This is a genomic window from Frigoribacterium sp. UYMn621 (assembly GCF_040549525.1).
Classification (GTDB): domain Bacteria; phylum Actinomycetota; class Actinomycetes; order Actinomycetales; family Microbacteriaceae; genus Lacisediminihabitans.
This window is the reverse complement of the sequence record NZ_JBEPTM010000001.1, coordinates 158,438-172,938: the sequence shown is the minus strand read 5'-3', so window position 1 is coordinate 172,938 and position 14,501 is coordinate 158,438. Positions and strand designations below refer to the sequence as shown.

The 14,501-nt window shown below is 66.9% G+C and carries 13 protein-coding genes; 9 read left to right on the top strand and 4 right to left on the bottom strand.

All coding sequences use genetic code 11. The features are described 5' to 3' along the window. Positions 1-89: 89 nt before the first annotated feature. The 4 genes from ABIB54_RS00895 to ABIB54_RS00880 are packed head-to-tail and all read right to left on the bottom strand — an operon-like array spanning position 90 to position 2,932. A complete protein-coding gene (locus ABIB54_RS00895) occupies positions 90-497 on the bottom strand; it encodes a hypothetical protein (RefSeq protein ID WP_354573643.1) in 408 nt (135 codons plus the stop codon). Beyond that, a complete protein-coding gene (locus ABIB54_RS00890; RefSeq protein ID WP_354573642.1) occupies positions 490-936 on the bottom strand; it encodes a nitroreductase family deazaflavin-dependent oxidoreductase in 447 nt (148 codons plus the stop codon). The genes ABIB54_RS00895 and ABIB54_RS00890 overlap by 8 nt, the downstream gene beginning before the upstream one ends. A 2-nt stretch (positions 937-938) precedes the next feature. Next, a complete protein-coding gene (locus ABIB54_RS00885; protein ID WP_354573641.1) occupies positions 939-1,922 on the bottom strand; it encodes a zinc-dependent alcohol dehydrogenase in 984 nt (327 codons plus the stop codon). A gap of 5 nt (positions 1,923-1,927) precedes the next feature. Beyond that, positions 1,928-2,932 (bottom strand): LacI family DNA-binding transcriptional regulator, encoded by a 1,005-nt coding sequence (locus ABIB54_RS00880; protein WP_354574227.1) that lies wholly within the window; start codon positions 2,930-2,932, stop codon positions 1,928-1,930. Positions 2,933-3,127: 195 nt separating this feature from the next. On the opposite strand from ABIB54_RS00880, the gene ABIB54_RS00875 reads away from it, so the two are divergent. From ABIB54_RS00875 to ABIB54_RS00835, 9 genes are all read left to right on the top strand, one after another. After that, the gene (locus ABIB54_RS00875) at positions 3,128-4,648 is read left to right on the top strand and encodes a sugar ABC transporter ATP-binding protein (RefSeq protein ID WP_502917026.1); all 1,521 of its coding nucleotides are present in this window, start codon (positions 3,128-3,130) and stop codon (positions 4,646-4,648) included. Continuing rightward, entirely contained in the window at positions 4,645-5,676 is a 1,032-nt protein-coding gene (locus ABIB54_RS00870; RefSeq protein WP_354573640.1) for an ABC transporter permease, read from the top strand. The genes ABIB54_RS00875 and ABIB54_RS00870 overlap by 4 nt, the downstream gene beginning before the upstream one ends. Beyond that, positions 5,669-6,721 carry an ABC transporter permease gene (locus ABIB54_RS00865; RefSeq protein ID WP_354573639.1) on the top strand — a complete coding sequence of 351 codons (1,053 nt, stop codon included), beginning with the start codon at positions 5,669-5,671 and terminating at the stop codon, positions 6,719-6,721. Before ABIB54_RS00870 ends, ABIB54_RS00865 begins: the two co-directional genes overlap by 8 nt. 51 nt (positions 6,722-6,772) lie before the next feature. Next, entirely contained in the window at positions 6,773-7,837 is a 1,065-nt protein-coding gene (gene rhaS / locus ABIB54_RS00860; RefSeq protein WP_354573638.1) for a rhamnose ABC transporter substrate-binding protein, read from the top strand. 66 nt (positions 7,838-7,903) lie between these two features. Further along, positions 7,904-9,367 (top strand): L-fucose/L-arabinose isomerase family protein, encoded by a 1,464-nt coding sequence (locus ABIB54_RS00855; RefSeq protein ID WP_354573637.1) that lies wholly within the window; start codon positions 7,904-7,906, stop codon positions 9,365-9,367. Then, on the top strand, positions 9,364-9,735 hold the full coding sequence (locus ABIB54_RS00850; protein ID WP_354573636.1) for an L-rhamnose mutarotase: 372 nt from the start codon (positions 9,364-9,366) through the stop codon (positions 9,733-9,735). Before ABIB54_RS00855 ends, ABIB54_RS00850 begins: the two co-directional genes overlap by 4 nt. Further along, positions 9,732-10,898: an L-rhamnose isomerase gene (gene rhaI / locus ABIB54_RS00845; protein WP_354573635.1), complete on the top strand. Its 1,167-nt coding sequence runs from the start codon at positions 9,732-9,734 to the stop codon at positions 10,896-10,898. The genes ABIB54_RS00850 and rhaI overlap by 4 nt, the downstream gene beginning before the upstream one ends. 97 nt (positions 10,899-10,995) lie before the next feature. Beyond that, positions 10,996-13,032, top strand: a complete 2,037-nt coding sequence (locus ABIB54_RS00840; RefSeq protein ID WP_354573634.1) for a bifunctional aldolase/short-chain dehydrogenase — start codon at positions 10,996-10,998, stop codon at positions 13,030-13,032. Next, positions 13,029-14,447: a rhamnulokinase gene (locus ABIB54_RS00835; RefSeq protein ID WP_354573633.1), complete on the top strand. Its 1,419-nt coding sequence runs from the start codon at positions 13,029-13,031 to the stop codon at positions 14,445-14,447. The genes ABIB54_RS00840 and ABIB54_RS00835 overlap by 4 nt, the downstream gene beginning before the upstream one ends. Positions 14,448-14,501: the final 54 nt, after the last annotated feature.

Genomic DNA, 14,501 nt, shown 5'->3' with positions numbered 1-14,501 from the left:
CCGGCGAGTTGCACTCTTGTGCGACCCGGCCGCTCGCTGAGGTCGCACAAGAGTGCAACTCGCGGGCAGGAGACCGCTTGGGTGGGGCGCTACCCGAGAAGCGAGGATCCCAGCGCGACGACCCCGTCGATCACCACCCGCTCGTGGCTGACCGCCTGCGAATAGAGCACGAACCCGGTGATCCAGACCGCGACGACGAGCACGATCGCGAGGAGCGCGATCCACCAGGCCTGGCGACGCCGCGCGAGGGTGACGATGGTGAGCACGGCCCCGATGACCAGCAACAGGAACATCACGAACCACGAGATGCCGAGGGACGCCACCGCAGCACCGGCCGAGCAGGTGCGGGCGGGGCAATTGCCAACGAGCGCCGCGGAGAACAGGTCGATCACGGCCGAGACCACCAGGAATCCCACGCCGATGAGGAGCACGGCTGCCGAGACGACGATGTCCCAGACGAGCAGTGGGCGCTTGGTGACGGCCACGGGCTCAGTCATCGGAATCGACCCGGCTGAGCACGAAGACCGGGATCTGCCGGTCGGTCTTCTCCTGGTAGTCGGCGTACGGCGGGTAGGCCGCGACGGCTCGTTTCCACCAGACAGCCTTCTCCTCGCCGGTGATCTCCCGGGCGACATAGTCGGCCTTCTCCGCGCCATCCTGCAGCTCGACGTGCGGATTCTTCACAAGATTGAAATACCAGACCGGATGCTTCGGGGCGCCGCCGAGCGAGGCCACCACCGCATACTCGCCGTCGTGTTCGACTCGCATGAGTGCCGTCTTGCGCAGCATTCCGGACTTGGCTCCCACCGACGTCAGCACGATGACAGGCATTCCGCGGAGGTCTGCGCCCTGCGCACCATCCGTTGCCTCGAACAGCTCGGCCTGCTCGCGCGCCCAGTCCGAGGTGCTCGGTGCGTACTCCCCGTTCAGAGGCATGTCTATTCCGCTCCCCGCCAGTCGATGACGATTCCGTTGAGATGGTCGCGCTCCGAGGTGAAGAGGCGTCGGTAGGTGGCATCCGCCTCGGTCCAGTTGACCTGGTTGGTGATGAGCGGATCCATGTCCAGCTCGCCGGAGACGATGCGGCGCAACACGGTGCGGCGCACCTCCGAGGTGCCGATGAACCACGGGAACACCGCGTTGATCTGCCGTTCGTGCGCGAGCTCATAGGTGAACGAGACCTGGTCGGGATACACGCCCTCGAAGACCATCGTGCCCTCGAAGCGCAGGCATTCCAGCGCGCTGTCGATGAGAGCGGCGACACCGGTCGACTCGATCACCATGTCGAAACCGTCGGGGAAGTCGGATTGCAGCTGTGACCAGGGAGACCCGGCAGAGCCGTCGATCACCCGGTCGGCGCAATGGGCATCGGAGATGGCACGCCGCTCGGGAGACACCTCTGACACCACGACGTAGGCGCCGCGGTCGCGCGCGAGCATCGCGGTGGCCTGGCCGATGAGCCCCTGGCCGAGCACGAGCACGGTGTCACCGCTCTCCAGCCCGGCCTTGTCGATGGCGTTGAGACCGACCGCTGCCGGCACGAACAGCGCGGCCATGTGATACGAATCGGTCTCTTCGATCGGATAGGTCAGCTCGAGATCGGCGATGAAGTATGCACCGTGGGTGCCATCGCCGAAGCACGCGACCGCTTCGCCGAGCGTGAGACCGTGCCGCTCCTCCCCCTCGCCGAAGGCGACGATGTGGCCGACGCCCTGGTAGCCCGGGGTGAAGGGTACGGGGCCCCAGGACGGCCGTTCCCCGGTGGCGGCCAGCATCTCGGTACCGACGCTGACGCCGGTGAAGTCGGTGCGGATGAGCACCTTCCCGGGTCCGGGATGCGGCACGGGCCGGCGGCCAAGTTCAATACGGCCGAACTCTGGCACGATCAGTGCGGGAGCATCGGCGGGAATCTTCGTCGACATGATCCCTACAAACTACTCTCTCGCACCACCAGTTCGGGTTGGAATACCACCTGACGGGGCGCCAGCGCGGGGTCCGCGGCCTCTTCGAGCAGGATCTCGACCGCCGTCTGGCCGATGAGAGCGCTCGGCTGGCGGATGGAGGAGAGCGGAACCACCGCGGCGCTGGCGAAGTCGATGTCGTCGTATCCGACCAGGGCGATCTGTTCTGGCACGCGAACATCCGCCCCCTGCATCATGAGGGCCTGGAGAACGCCCATCGCCACGAGGTCGTTCGCCGCGAACACCGCGTCGGGTCGCTCCGCGGGATCCCGCGCCACGAGCTCACGCCCGGCGGCCCGGCCCGCGATGACGGTGAGCGCATCGATCAGGATGACCTCGAGAGTGGCATCCGGCTGCGTGGCGATGGCCGTACGCGCGCCATCGAGCCGGTCGGTGACCTGCTGGATCTCGAGGGGTCCGCCGATGAAGGCGATGCGGCGGCGGCCCTGGGCGAGCAGGTGCGTGACGGCGAGCGAGCCGCCGGCGATGTCGTCGACGGAGACCGAGCTGAACGAGGCATCCGCGCTCGTGCGGTCCACGAGCACCGCGGGGATGCCCCGATCGCGCAACTGGCGCAGGCGCCCAGTGATGTCGCCGAACGGGGAGATGAGCACGCCGTGCATGCGCTGCACCTCGAAGAGGTCGAGATAGGTGGCCTCCCGATCCGCCTTCTCGTCGCTGTTGCCGAGGATCACGGAGAATCCGTCCGCGGCCGCCCGGTCCTCGGCGCCACGAGCGAGATCGGTGAAGAAGGGGTTGCGAACATCGAGTACGACGAGCCCGATGGTGCTGCTTCGCCCGGCGCGCAGCTGCCGGGCGGCATCGTTGCGCACGAAGCCGAGCTGATCGATCGCGGCCTGCACGCGCACCGCCACCGCGGGGGAGACCTTCTCGGGTCGGTTCATCACGTTGGAGACGGTGCCCACCGAGACGCCGGCGAGCGCCGCGACATCCTTCACGCTGGCCGCCATGTGATTCTCCGCTTTTCCCGTGCGGCGCTCCGGTGCACCGCTCATTGCATGATGCCATGCATTCCGCGTCGCGTCGGTACGTTTTTGGAACGATTCACCATCGGGCTTGACTCGGGGGAACCGGGGCCCATAGAGTGCATTCCGTCCCGATCTTAAAACGATTCAATAAACCTCACCGTGGAGGATCAGCCGTCAATGACGATGAGCCCCGATAGCGCCGCACCCGCCCTCTCCCTCGCCTCCGCGACGAAGTCCTTCGGCGCCGTGGTCGCACTCAGCGACGGAACCATCGAGATCCGCAACGGAGAGATCCACGCACTCGTCGGCGAGAACGGCGCGGGCAAGTCCACCCTGGTGAAGATCCTCGCGGGCGTGCACCAACCCGACTCCGGGCGTTTCCGGGTCAACGGGGTGGATGTCAGCTTCAAATCCCCCGCGGACAGCAAGGCGGCCGGCATCTCCGTGATCTACCAGGAGCCGACGCTCTTCCCCGACCTCACCGTCGCCGAGAACATCTTCATCGGCCGCCAGCCGCGCGGTCGTCTCGGCCTCATCGACCGGGCGAGCATGCGCTCCCAGGCCAGAGAGCTCTTCGCGCGCCTCGGCGTGCCCGTAGACCCCGACCGGGTCGCCGAGGGCCTCTCCATCGCCGACCAGCAGATCATCGAGATCGCGAAGGCGATCTCCCTCGACGCTCGCATCCTGGTGATGGATGAACCGACCGCGGCCCTGAGCGGCGTCGAGGTGGAGCGTCTGTTCGCCGTCGCCCGGAGCCTGCGTGACCGCGGCACGGGCATTCTCTTCATTTCACACCGCTTCGACGAGGTCTTCGACCTCTGCGATCGCATCACCGTGATGCGCGACGGAGCATTCATCGCCACCCACGACACCCCAGACATCACCGTCGACGGCCTCGTGCGGGAGATGGTGGGGCGTGACATCGCGACGCTCTTCCCCAAGCAGGATGCCCTCATCGGCGAGGCCGTTCTCTCGGTCACGAACCTGACCCGGGCGGGTGTCTTCAGGGACATCAGCTTCGACGTTCGCGCCGGCGAGATCGTCGCCCTTGCCGGCCTCGTCGGCGCGGGACGTACGGAGGTCGCCAGGGCCGTATTCGGCATCGACCGCTACGACACCGGCACGGTTCTGCTGTCGGGAAAGCCCATCCGCGCCCACTCTCCGCAGTCCGCCATCGACGCGGGCATGGGTTTCGTTCCAGAGGATCGTCGCAAGCAGGGCCTCGTCATGGACCTGTCCGTCGCGCGAAACGCCACCCTCACGCTGCGGAGGACGCTCGCCCGGTTCGGTCTGATCAACGCGAAGGATGAGCGTCGGGTCGCCGAGGAGTGGAGCGCACGTCTGCAGGTGAAGACCGGATCCCAGGATCTCTCGGTCGCCACCCTCTCGGGTGGCAACCAGCAGAAGGTCGTGATCGCGAAGTGGCTTGCCACCGCTCCCCGCCTCCTCATCGTGGACGAACCCACCCGCGGGATCGACGTCGGCACCAAGGCAGAGGTCCACCGCCTGATCTCCGAACTCGCCGTGCAGGGCATCGCCGTGCTGATGATCTCGTCGGAACTGCCGGAGGTGCTCGGAATGGCCGACACCATCCTCGTCATGCACGAAGGGCGCATCTCGGCCCGCCTCTCCCGCGACGAAGCCACCGCCGAAGCAGTCCTGCACGCCGCAAGCGCATCACCGGAGAGTGCCGCATGAGCCAGATCCTGTCCCCTGCGATCGAGAGGCCTGCCGCTGGGCGCGCTCTCGGCCGCATCTTCGTCTCCCGGGAGTTCTCGGTGTTCGCCGCCCTCGCGGTGCTCATCATCGTCACGGCGGTCGTCAATCCCCGGTTCCTTGCTGCTCAGGGGGTCAAGGACCTGCTGCTCAACTCGACCATCTTCGTGATCATGGCCGTCGGTCTCGCCGTCGTCGTGATCACCAACAACGTCGACCTATCGATCGGGTCGATTCTCGGCCTCTCGGCCTTCGGCACCGGCTCGCTGTTTCATGCCTTCCCCAGCATCCCCATACCGCTCGTCTTCGTGATCGGCATCGTGCTCGGAGCGCTGCTCGGGGCGATCAACGGGTTGGTGGTGACGATAGCCGGAGTGCCATCGCTGGTCATCACCCTCGGCACCCTCTATATCTTCCGAGGCATCAACAACGCCTGGGCCGGAAGCACCCAGTACTTCATCGGCAATGAACCGAAGGCCTTCGGCAACCTGTCGGTTCAGACCCTCTGGGGCATCCCTCTGTTCGCCATCGCGGCGCTCATCGTTGTGATCCTCGCCGCGATCTTCATGTTCGGCACGCGAGCCGGACGAGACCTCTACGCGATCGGATCCGACACCGAGGCCGCCCGCCTGTTCGGCATCAACGTCACGGGGCGCGTCGTCGGAGCATTCGTCGCCAGCGGCGCCCTCACCGGGCTGGCCGGAGTGCTCTACGCCTCCCGCTTCAACTCGGTCGGGGCCGACACGGGCACCGGATTCGAGTTGCAAATCGTCGCCGCGGTCGTCGTCGGTGGCGTCGCGATCTTCGGAGGCAGTGGCACCGTCACCGGAGCCGCCATCGGGGCCGTGCTCCTCACCACGATGACCGGTGCCCTTGCCGCCCTCAATGTGAGCAAGTTCTGGCAACAGGCGATCGTCGGCGTGCTGATCATCGCCGCGATCCTGCTCGACCGCATCCTGTCCGTTCGAACCGCCCGCAAGCTGCGAGTGAGTGAGGCCCGAAATGTCTGACGCGCGACAAAGGACCACCGTGGACCGGCCGGTGAAAGCCCGGGGCGCCACACGCAGGCTGTTCCTCGGCCGCAATGCCAACACCGTCTACGCCCTGCTGCTGATCGTGGTCATCGCGAGTATCTTCGTGCCCTACTTCGCCGGGGTGGCCACGGTGAGCTTCCTGCTCATCGACGCCGTGCCGATCCTGCTCATGGCCATGCCGATGGCCCTGATCATCATCACCGGTGAGATCGACCTCTCCGTCGCGAGCACGGCCGGCCTGTCTGCCGCCATGATGGGCGTGCTCTTCCACGACGCCCACTGGAACATCTGGTGGGTGTTCGTTGCCTGCATCATCGTGGGACTGCTGTGCGGTGCGTTCAACGGCATCCTGATCACGGCGATCGGGCTGCCGTCCCTTGCCGTGACGATCGGAACGCTCGCCCTCTTCCGCGGCCTCGCGCTCGTGGTGATCGGCGATAACGCGGTCGCAGACTTCCCGGTGGACCTCACGGCCTTCGCCACATCGACGATCGGCGGCACCGGCATCCCGACCTTCATGATCTTCGTTGCGATCGTGGTGATCGTGTTCGCCGTGCTGCTGCACTTCACCCCGTTCGGCCGGGCCCTCTTCGCCCTCGGCTTCAGCAAGGAGGCCGCACGGTTCGTGGGCATCCGCGTGAACCGCTCCAAGTTCTGGCTCTACGTCGCGAGCGGTGGCATCTCAGCCTTCGCCGGCATCTTCTGGGTGCTCCGCTACTCGAGCGCACAGAGCGACAGCGTCACGGGCCTGGAGCTGAGCGTCGTAGCGGCAGTACTGCTCGGCGGGGTATCCATCTTCGGCGGATCGGGAGGCATCGTCGGGGTGGTCGCCGGCGTGCTCATCATCCGCACCGTCAACTACTCGCTGCAGCTCGCTGGCCTGCCCGACACGGTGCTCACCATCGTCACCGGGTCGCTACTCGTGCTCTCGGTGATCGCGCCGAGCGTGAGCGCCCGACTGAAACTCTCCGGCGAAAGACGCCGCAGCCGCGCGCTCCTTACGGAGACGTCAGCGGCATAGAAAATTCGTCCGCCGAGCACCCGGCGACGATTCCATAGGAAAGGGAAAACAATGAAGTTATTTCATCTGAAGAGGGGCCGATCAGTGACGGCTCGCCGGGTCCTGGCAGTCTCCGCTCTCACCACGGCCGCTGTCATGGCGCTCGCAGGCTGTGCTGCCGGCGGCACCCCGGCCTCGTCCGGCGGAAGCTCCAAGGGATTCAGCATCGCCTTCGTTCCAAAGCAGCTCAACAACCCGTACACCGACGTCGAACTCGGCGGGGGCAAAAAGGCCGCCGCCGCGCTCAGTGGGGTCGACTACTCGGTCGTCGGCCCGAACACCGCGAGTGCCTCCTCCCAGGTGAGCTACATCAACACCCTCACCCAGAAGAAGATCAACGTGATCGCCATCGCCGCCAACGACCCGAACGCCGTCTGCTCGGCACTCAACCAGGCCAAGGCCGGCGGGGCGAAGATCATCACCTTCGACTCCGACACCGCGAAGAACTGCCGCAGTCTCTTCATCAACCAGGTGGTGTCCAAGGATGTCGGACTCATCGAGGTGAAGCAGGTCGCCGAGCAGATCAACTACGAGGGTGACATCGCCATCCTCTCGGCGACCGCAAACGCGACCAACCAGAATGCGTGGATCGAGTTCATGAAGGCCGAGCTCAAGTCGAACCCGAAGTACGCGAAGATCAACCTGGTCGCGACCGTCTACGGCAACGACGACGACACGACCTCTTTCCAGGTTGCGCAGGGTCTACTGTCCACCTACCCGAACCTCAAGGGCATCATCTCGCCCACGACGGTCGGCATCGCGGCGACGGCTCGATACCTCTCGACCTCGTCCTACAAGGGCAAGGTCGCGCTCGTCGGGCTCGGTCTTCCGAACCAGATGCGCGAATACGTGAAGGACGGCACCGTCAAGGCCTTCGCGCTCTGGGACCCGGCAAAGATCGGCACCGCTGCCGTCTACGCCGCCAAGGCCCTCGTCGCCGGCACGATCACCGGCAAGGAAGGCGACTCCTTCGATGCCGGTGACCTCGGCACCCTGAAGGTTGGCGCCGACAACACCGTCATCGTCGGCCCGCCGACGGAGTTCGACGCCAACAATATCGACCAGTACAACTTCTAAACCCTTCGCTCTCCCGGGCCAGCGCGGCCCGGGAGAGCGTCCTCTCAGCTTCGGAAAGTCCTGCAGATGTCATCACTCGCCAATGCTCCGGCCCTCTCGCCGAAGAAGCGCCGCCAGACCCGCATCGGCCTCGTCGCCGGCGGTCTCGCCGCCTACTGGCCCCAGTTTCCGGATCTGCTTCCGCAGCTGAAGCAGTCCTCGGCCTACGTGACGTCCCGTTTCAGCGATCTCGACGCCGAGGTCATCGATGTGGGATTCATCTCGGATGCCCAGGAGGCGAACGTCGCCGCGGAGAAGCTGCGCATCGCCGACTGCGACCTCATCGTCATCTTCCTCACCACCTATCTCACCTCCTCGATGGTGCTGCCGATCGCCCAGCGGGCCAAGACGCCCGTGCTCGTGATCGACCTCCAGCCCACCGAGGCGATGGACCACGCCAACTTCGACACCGGCAAGTGGCTCGCCTACTGCGGCCAGTGCCCCGTGCCGGAGGTGGCGAACGTGTTCCGACGGGCCGACATCCCCTTCCGTTCCGTGTCCGGCCACCTGAAGCAGGAGTCGGCCTGGGCACGCATCGACCAGTGGGTGCATGCCGCCGGTGTGCGCGCAACACTGCGTAACGCCCGCCATGGCCTGATGGGCCACCTCTACCCCGGCATGCTGGATGTCTCCACCGACCTGACCCTCGTCTCCACCCAGTTCGGCTCCCACGTGGAGGTGCTCGAGTTCGACGACCTGCGCGTGCGGGTGGCCGAGGTGACGGATGCCGAGGCGCGGGACCGCATGGAGCTCGCGAAGTCCCTGTTCACGCTCGACCCCTCGGTGAAGGAGGAGGACTTCGCGTGGGGCGCCAAGGTCTCGGTCGGTCTCGACCGTCTCGTCGACGATTTCGAGCTCGACTCCGCCGCGTACTACCACCGTGGCCTCCAGGGCGAGCAGCACGAGCGGCTCGGCGCGGGCATGATCCTCGGCGCTTCCCTGCTGACCGCCCGCGGCATCCCCTTCGTCGGAGAATACGAGCTGCGCACCAGCCTCGCGATGCTCGCCGCCCACTCCATCGGGGCAGGCGGATCATTCACCGAGATCCAGGCACTCAATTTCTTCGACAACGTGGTCGAGATGGGTCATGACGGTCCGGCCCACCTCGCGGTCTCCGAGCGGGACCCGCTGCTCCGCGGTCTCGGGATCTACCACGGCAAGCGCGGCTACGGCGTCTCGGTCGAGTTCGACGTGAGGCAAGGGCCGGTCACGACCTTCGGAATCGGCCAGGACCGCGACGGCAGCTTCACCTTCATCACCAGCGAGGGCACCGTCGTGCCCGGTCCCCTGCTCGCGATCGGCAACACCACCTCCCGCGTCGACTTCGGAGGCGATCCCGGCGAGTGGGTCGACGAGTGGTCGCAGACCGGCATCGGGCACCACTGGGCGCTCTGCGTGGGGCATCGCGCCGGAGACATCCGCGCCGCCGCCTCACTGCTCGGCATCGAACACCGCCATGTCGACATGGCGAGTCTGCCGAGCTGGCGATGAGACGCGTCTGCTTCCAGCTGCAGGTCAAGCCGGGTCACATCGATGCCTACCGGGCGGCTCATGCCGCGGTCTGGGCGGACATGCTCCACGCGCTTCACGACACCGGGTGGCGCAATTACTCGATCTTCCTCCGCGACGACGGCCTCGTGATCGGTTATTTCGAGACCGAAGACCTGCGGGCGAACCTCGACGGCATGGCGGCCCAGCCGGTGAATGCTCGCTGGCAAGCCGCGATGGCCGAGCACTTCGTCGACCTCGACGTTCCTGCCGACCAGGCATTCCTCTACCTCGACGAGGTCTTCAACCTCGACGACCAGCTCACCAGTCTTCGCACGAACGGCGTCAACCAGAACGGGAACCGATCATGACAACCTTCTCCGAGATCGAACCGCTGCTCGCGCAGCAGGCCATCGAGCTGCCCTCCTGGGCATTCGGCAACTCCGGCACCCGGTTCAAGGTCTTCGGCACCCCCGGCACGCCGCGCACGCCGCAGGAGAAGATCGCCGACGCCGCGCAGGTCAACCGGTACACCGCGCTCTCCCCCTCGGTGGCACTGCATATCCCGTGGGACCGGGTGGATGACTACGCGGCCCTCGGCGCCTTCGCGAACGACCACGGAGTCGCCCTCGGCACCGTGAACTCCAACACCTTCCAGGACGACGACTACAGGTTCGGTTCCCTGACCCACTCAGACCCGAAGATCCGCCAGAAGGCCATCGACCACCACTTCGAGTGCATCGACATCATGGATGCCACGGGCTCGCGTGACCTCAAGATCTGGCTCGCCGACGGCACCAACTACCCGGGCCAGCAGGACCTGCGTGCCCGGCAGGACCGCCTGGCGGAATCGCTCGCCGCCATCTACGCCCGCATCGGCGATTCGCAGCGGATGGTGCTCGAATACAAGTTCTTCGAGCCCGCTTTTTATCACACGGATGTGCCGGACTGGGGCACCTCCTACGCCCAGGTCGCCGCTCTCGGGGATCGCGCGCTGGTCTGCCTCGACACCGGACACCACGCGCCCGGCACGAACATCGAGTTCATCGTCATGCAGCTCCTGCGCCTCGGCAAGCTCGGCTCGTTCGACTTCAACTCGCGGTTCTATGCCGATGACGACCTCATCGTCGGGGCGGCGGACCCGTTCCAGCTGTTCCGCATCCTCTACGAGGTCATCCGCGGCGGCGGCTTCGGACCGGACTCGGACGTCGCGTTCATGCTCGACCAGTGCCACAACGTCGAGGACAAGATCCCCGGGCAGATCCGCTCCGTGCTGAATGTGCAGGAGATGACGGCCCGGGCACTCCTCGTCGACACCGTCGCGCTCACTGCAGCGCAGGACGCGGGCGATGTGCTCGGCGCCAACGGCATCCTCATGGACGCCTTCTACACCGACGTGCGGGCCGACCTCGCCGCCTGGCGCGAGAGCCGCGGGCTTGCCGGCGACCCGATGGCCGCCTACGCGGCATCCGGGTACCAGGCGAAGATCGCCGCAGACCGCGTGGGCGGCCAGCAGGCCTCCTGGGGCGCGTAACCCCCGAGTTGACCCGCGGCAGCCGGAAGGCGTCGCGGATCCCCCGCCACCGCCGATTCACCGCAGACCAGTTCACCGCAGACCGAAGGATCACGACATGACCAACCCCGCTGCCGCAGAGCTCATCGCCCGGAGCAACCGCCTCGGCTCCGACCCGCGGGTCACGAACTACGCGGGCGGAAACACCTCCGCGAAGGGAACGGATGTCGACCCCGCGACGGGTGAGCCCGTCGAGCTGCTCTGGGTGAAGGGCTCCGGCGGCGACCTCGGCACCCTCACCGAGCCCGGCCTCGCGGTGCTGCGCCTCGACCGCCTGCGCGCGCTCACGAGCGTCTACCCCGGCGTCGACCGCGAAGACGAGATGGTCGCCGCCTTCGACTACACACTGCACGGCAAGGGGGGCGCCGCGCCTTCGATCGACACCGCCATGCACGCACTGGTGGATGCGGCCCACGTGGACCATCTCCACCCCGACTCCGGCATCGCCTTCGCGACCTCCGCGGACGGCGAGGAACTCACCGCGAAGGCGTTCGGCGAGAAGGTCGTCTGGGTGCCGTGGCGCCGGCCGGGCTGGCAGCTCGGGCTCGACATCGCCGCCATCAAAGAGGCCAATCCGGCGGCCATCGGGTGCATCCTCGGCGGCCACGGCATCACCGCGTGGGGCGACACCTCGGCGGAGGCCGAGGCCAACTCGCTCTGGATCATCGACACCGCCGAGACGTTCATCCGTGAGAACGGACGCGCAGATCCTCTGGGAACCATCATGGAGGGTTACGGCGCATTGCCCTCTGACCAGCGTCTTTCCCGCGCGGCGGCGCTCGCCCCAACACTGCGCGGGCTCGCCTCCACCGACCGCGCCCAGGTCGGTCACTTCACCGACGCCCCGGTCGTGCTCGACTTCCTCGCCTCCTCCGAGTCGCCTCGCCTCGTCGCCCTCGGCACCAGCTGCCCTGACCATTTCCTGCGCACCAAGGTCAAGCCGATGCTGCTCGACCTGCCGCCGACCGCGTCCCTCGACGCCCAGCTCGCGCGCCTGCACGAACTCCACAACGAGTACCGGGCCGACTACCAGGCCTACTACGACCGCAATGCGACTGCGGCAAGTCCCGCGATCCGCGGGGCGGACCCGCTCGTCGTGCTCGTCCCCGGCGTCGGCATGTTCAGCTATGGCGCGAACAAACAGACCGCCCGGGTGGCCAGCGAGTTCTATATCAATGCGATCAACGTGATGCGCGGAGCCGAGGCGATCTCGACTTACGCTCCGATCGACGAGGCGGAGAAGTTCCGCATCGAATACTGGGCGCTGGAGGAGGCCAAGCTGCAGCGGATGCCGAGGGCCAAGCCGCTCGCGACGCGCGTCGCGCTCGTCACCGGCGCGGCATCCGGCATCGGCAAGGCCATCGCCACGCGTCTCGCCGCCGAGGGAGCCTGCGTCGTGATCGCCGACCTCGACCTCGAGAAGGCGAAGGCCGCCGCGGCCGAGATCGGTAACACTGATGTCGCGATCGGCGTGCAGTCGAACGTCACCGACGAGCTGCAGGTGCAGGCCGCCGTCGACGCCGCGGTGCTCGCGTTCGGCGGGCTCGACCTCGTCGTGAACAACGCGGGCCTCTCGCTCTCGAAGAGCCTGCTCGAGACCACCGTCGCCGACTGGGACCTGCAACACGACGTGATGGCCAAGGGCTCCTTCCTCGTCTCCCGCGCCGCCGCGAAGGTGCTCATCGACCAGAAGCTCGGCGGGGACATCATCTACATCTCCTCGAAGAACTCGGTGTTCGCCGGTCCCAACAACATCGCCTACTCGGCCACGAAGGCCGACCAGGCGCACCAGGTGCGGCTGCTCGCGGCCGAACTCGGCGAATACGGCGTGAAGGTGAACGGCATCAACCCGGATGGCGTCGTGCGGGGATCGGGCATCTTCGCCGGCGGCTGGGGCGCGAAGCGCGCCGCGGTCTACGGCGTCGACGAGCAGGACCTCGGCAAGTACTACGCCCAGCGCACCCTGCTGAAGCGCGAGGTGCTTCCCGAGAACGTGGCCAACGCCGTGTTCGTGCTCTGCACCAGCGACCTCAGCCACACCACCGGCCTCCACATCCCCGTCGACGCCGGTGTCGCCGCGGCATTCCTCAGATGACGGAGGCCGTCGCGGCGGTCGACCTCGGTGCCACAAGCGGGCGCGTGATGCTCGGCTACGTCGGCCACAACGAGCTGAGCCTGCGGCCGGTCGCGCGCTTTCCGAACGCCCCGGTGGCGACCCCGTATGGCCTGCACTGGAACATCCTCGGACTCTTCCGCAACGTGACGGCCGGGCTCGGCGCCGCGGCGCGGGAGGAACCCGGGCTCGCGAGCGCCGGGGTCGACTCCTGGGCCGTCGACTACGCATTGCTGCGAGGCGGACGGATGCTCGGCGAACCATTCCACTACCGAGACGGGCGCACCGCGCGCGCCGTCGAGACCACGCACTCTGTGGTCTCGGCGAAGGAGCTGTATGCAGCGAACGGCCTGCAGTTCCTGCCGTTCAACACCCTGTACCAGCTCGAAGCCGAGCGCGCACCCGGCCTGCTCGGTTTTGCAGACTCGCTGCTGCTCATCCCGGACCTGATCAATTTCTGGCTCACGGGTGAGAGCTTCGCTGAGCGCACCAACGCCTCGACGACCGGGCTCGTCGACATCACGACAGGCGAGTGGAACGACACCCTCATCTCGCGGCTCGACCTGCCTGCGAGGCTGTTCCCGCCGCTGATCTCCCCCGGATCGAGCGTCGGCGAACTCCTCCCGTCGATCGCGACCGAGCTCGGGATGCGGCAGAGCCTCGGCATCATCGCCGTCGGTTCCCACGACACTGCGTCGGCCGTCGTCGCGATCCCGGCCACTACCCCGAACTTCGCCTACATCAGCTGCGGCACCTGGGGGCTCGTCGGTGTCGAGCTCGAACACCCGGTGCTCAGTGAGGCCTCTCGCCTCGCCAACTTCACCAACGAGGGCGGCGTCGACGGCCGTGTGCGGTACCTCCACAACGTCATGGGCCTCTGGTTGCTCTCGGAGTCGGTTCGCACCTGGGAACGCTCGGGTGAGACGATCGATCTCGCTGCACTCCTCGCGCAGGCTGCCGCTGTGTCGGGCGAAGTTGCCGTGTTCGACGCCAACGACCCGCGTTTCCTGACTCCGGGTGACATGCTGGAGCGCATTGCGGAGTGGCTCACCGAGCACGGCCGCCCGGTGCCGCAGTCCCGTGCGGAGTTCGTGCGCTGCATCATCCAGTCGCTTGCCTCCGCGTTCTCGGATGCCGTGCGGACGGCTGCCGAGCTGTCCGGGATTCGTGTCGACGTCATCCACATCGTCGGGGGCGGATCTCAGAACGAGCTGCTCTGCCAGGCGACGGCCGACCTGAGCGGACTTCCTGTGCTCGCCGGTCCCGTCGAGGCGACGGCGATCGGGAATGTGCTGATTCAGGCGCGGGCACAGGGTTTCGTGACCGGGTCGCTCGAGGCGCTCCGGTCGCTGGTGGCATCCGCCTTCTCGCCGAAGCGCTACGGCCCCGCGCGCTGAGCCCCACGACGTTAGGATCGTCGAATGTTCGAGACGTCAGTGCTGCAGCCCGAA

Excerpts from the sequence above, each read along its gene's own strand:
- ABIB54_RS00895 (WP_354573643.1), bottom strand. The coding sequence starts at position 497 with ATGACTGAGCCCGTGGCCGTCACCAAGCGCCCACTGCTCGTCTGGGAC.
- ABIB54_RS00890 (WP_354573642.1), bottom strand. The coding sequence starts at position 936 with ATGCCTCTGAACGGGGAGTACGCACCGAGCACCTCGGACTGGGCGCGC.
- ABIB54_RS00885 (WP_354573641.1), bottom strand. The coding sequence starts at position 1,922 with ATGTCGACGAAGATTCCCGCCGATGCTCCCGCACTGATCGTGCCAGAG.
- ABIB54_RS00880 (WP_354574227.1), bottom strand. The coding sequence starts at position 2,932 with ATGGCGGCCAGCGTGAAGGATGTCGCGGCGCTCGCCGGCGTCTCGGTG.
- ABIB54_RS00875 (WP_502917026.1), top strand. The coding sequence starts at position 3,128 with ATGACGATGAGCCCCGATAGCGCCGCACCCGCCCTCTCCCTCGCCTCC.
- ABIB54_RS00870 (WP_354573640.1), top strand. The coding sequence starts at position 4,645 with ATGAGCCAGATCCTGTCCCCTGCGATCGAGAGGCCTGCCGCTGGGCGC.
- ABIB54_RS00865 (WP_354573639.1), top strand. The coding sequence starts at position 5,669 with ATGTCTGACGCGCGACAAAGGACCACCGTGGACCGGCCGGTGAAAGCC.
- rhaS (WP_354573638.1), top strand. The coding sequence starts at position 6,773 with ATGAAGTTATTTCATCTGAAGAGGGGCCGATCAGTGACGGCTCGCCGG.
- ABIB54_RS00855 (WP_354573637.1), top strand. The coding sequence starts at position 7,904 with ATGTCATCACTCGCCAATGCTCCGGCCCTCTCGCCGAAGAAGCGCCGC.
- ABIB54_RS00850 (WP_354573636.1), top strand. The coding sequence starts at position 9,364 with ATGAGACGCGTCTGCTTCCAGCTGCAGGTCAAGCCGGGTCACATCGAT.
- rhaI (WP_354573635.1), top strand. The coding sequence starts at position 9,732 with ATGACAACCTTCTCCGAGATCGAACCGCTGCTCGCGCAGCAGGCCATC.
- ABIB54_RS00840 (WP_354573634.1), top strand. The coding sequence starts at position 10,996 with ATGACCAACCCCGCTGCCGCAGAGCTCATCGCCCGGAGCAACCGCCTC.
- ABIB54_RS00835 (WP_354573633.1), top strand. The coding sequence starts at position 13,029 with ATGACGGAGGCCGTCGCGGCGGTCGACCTCGGTGCCACAAGCGGGCGC.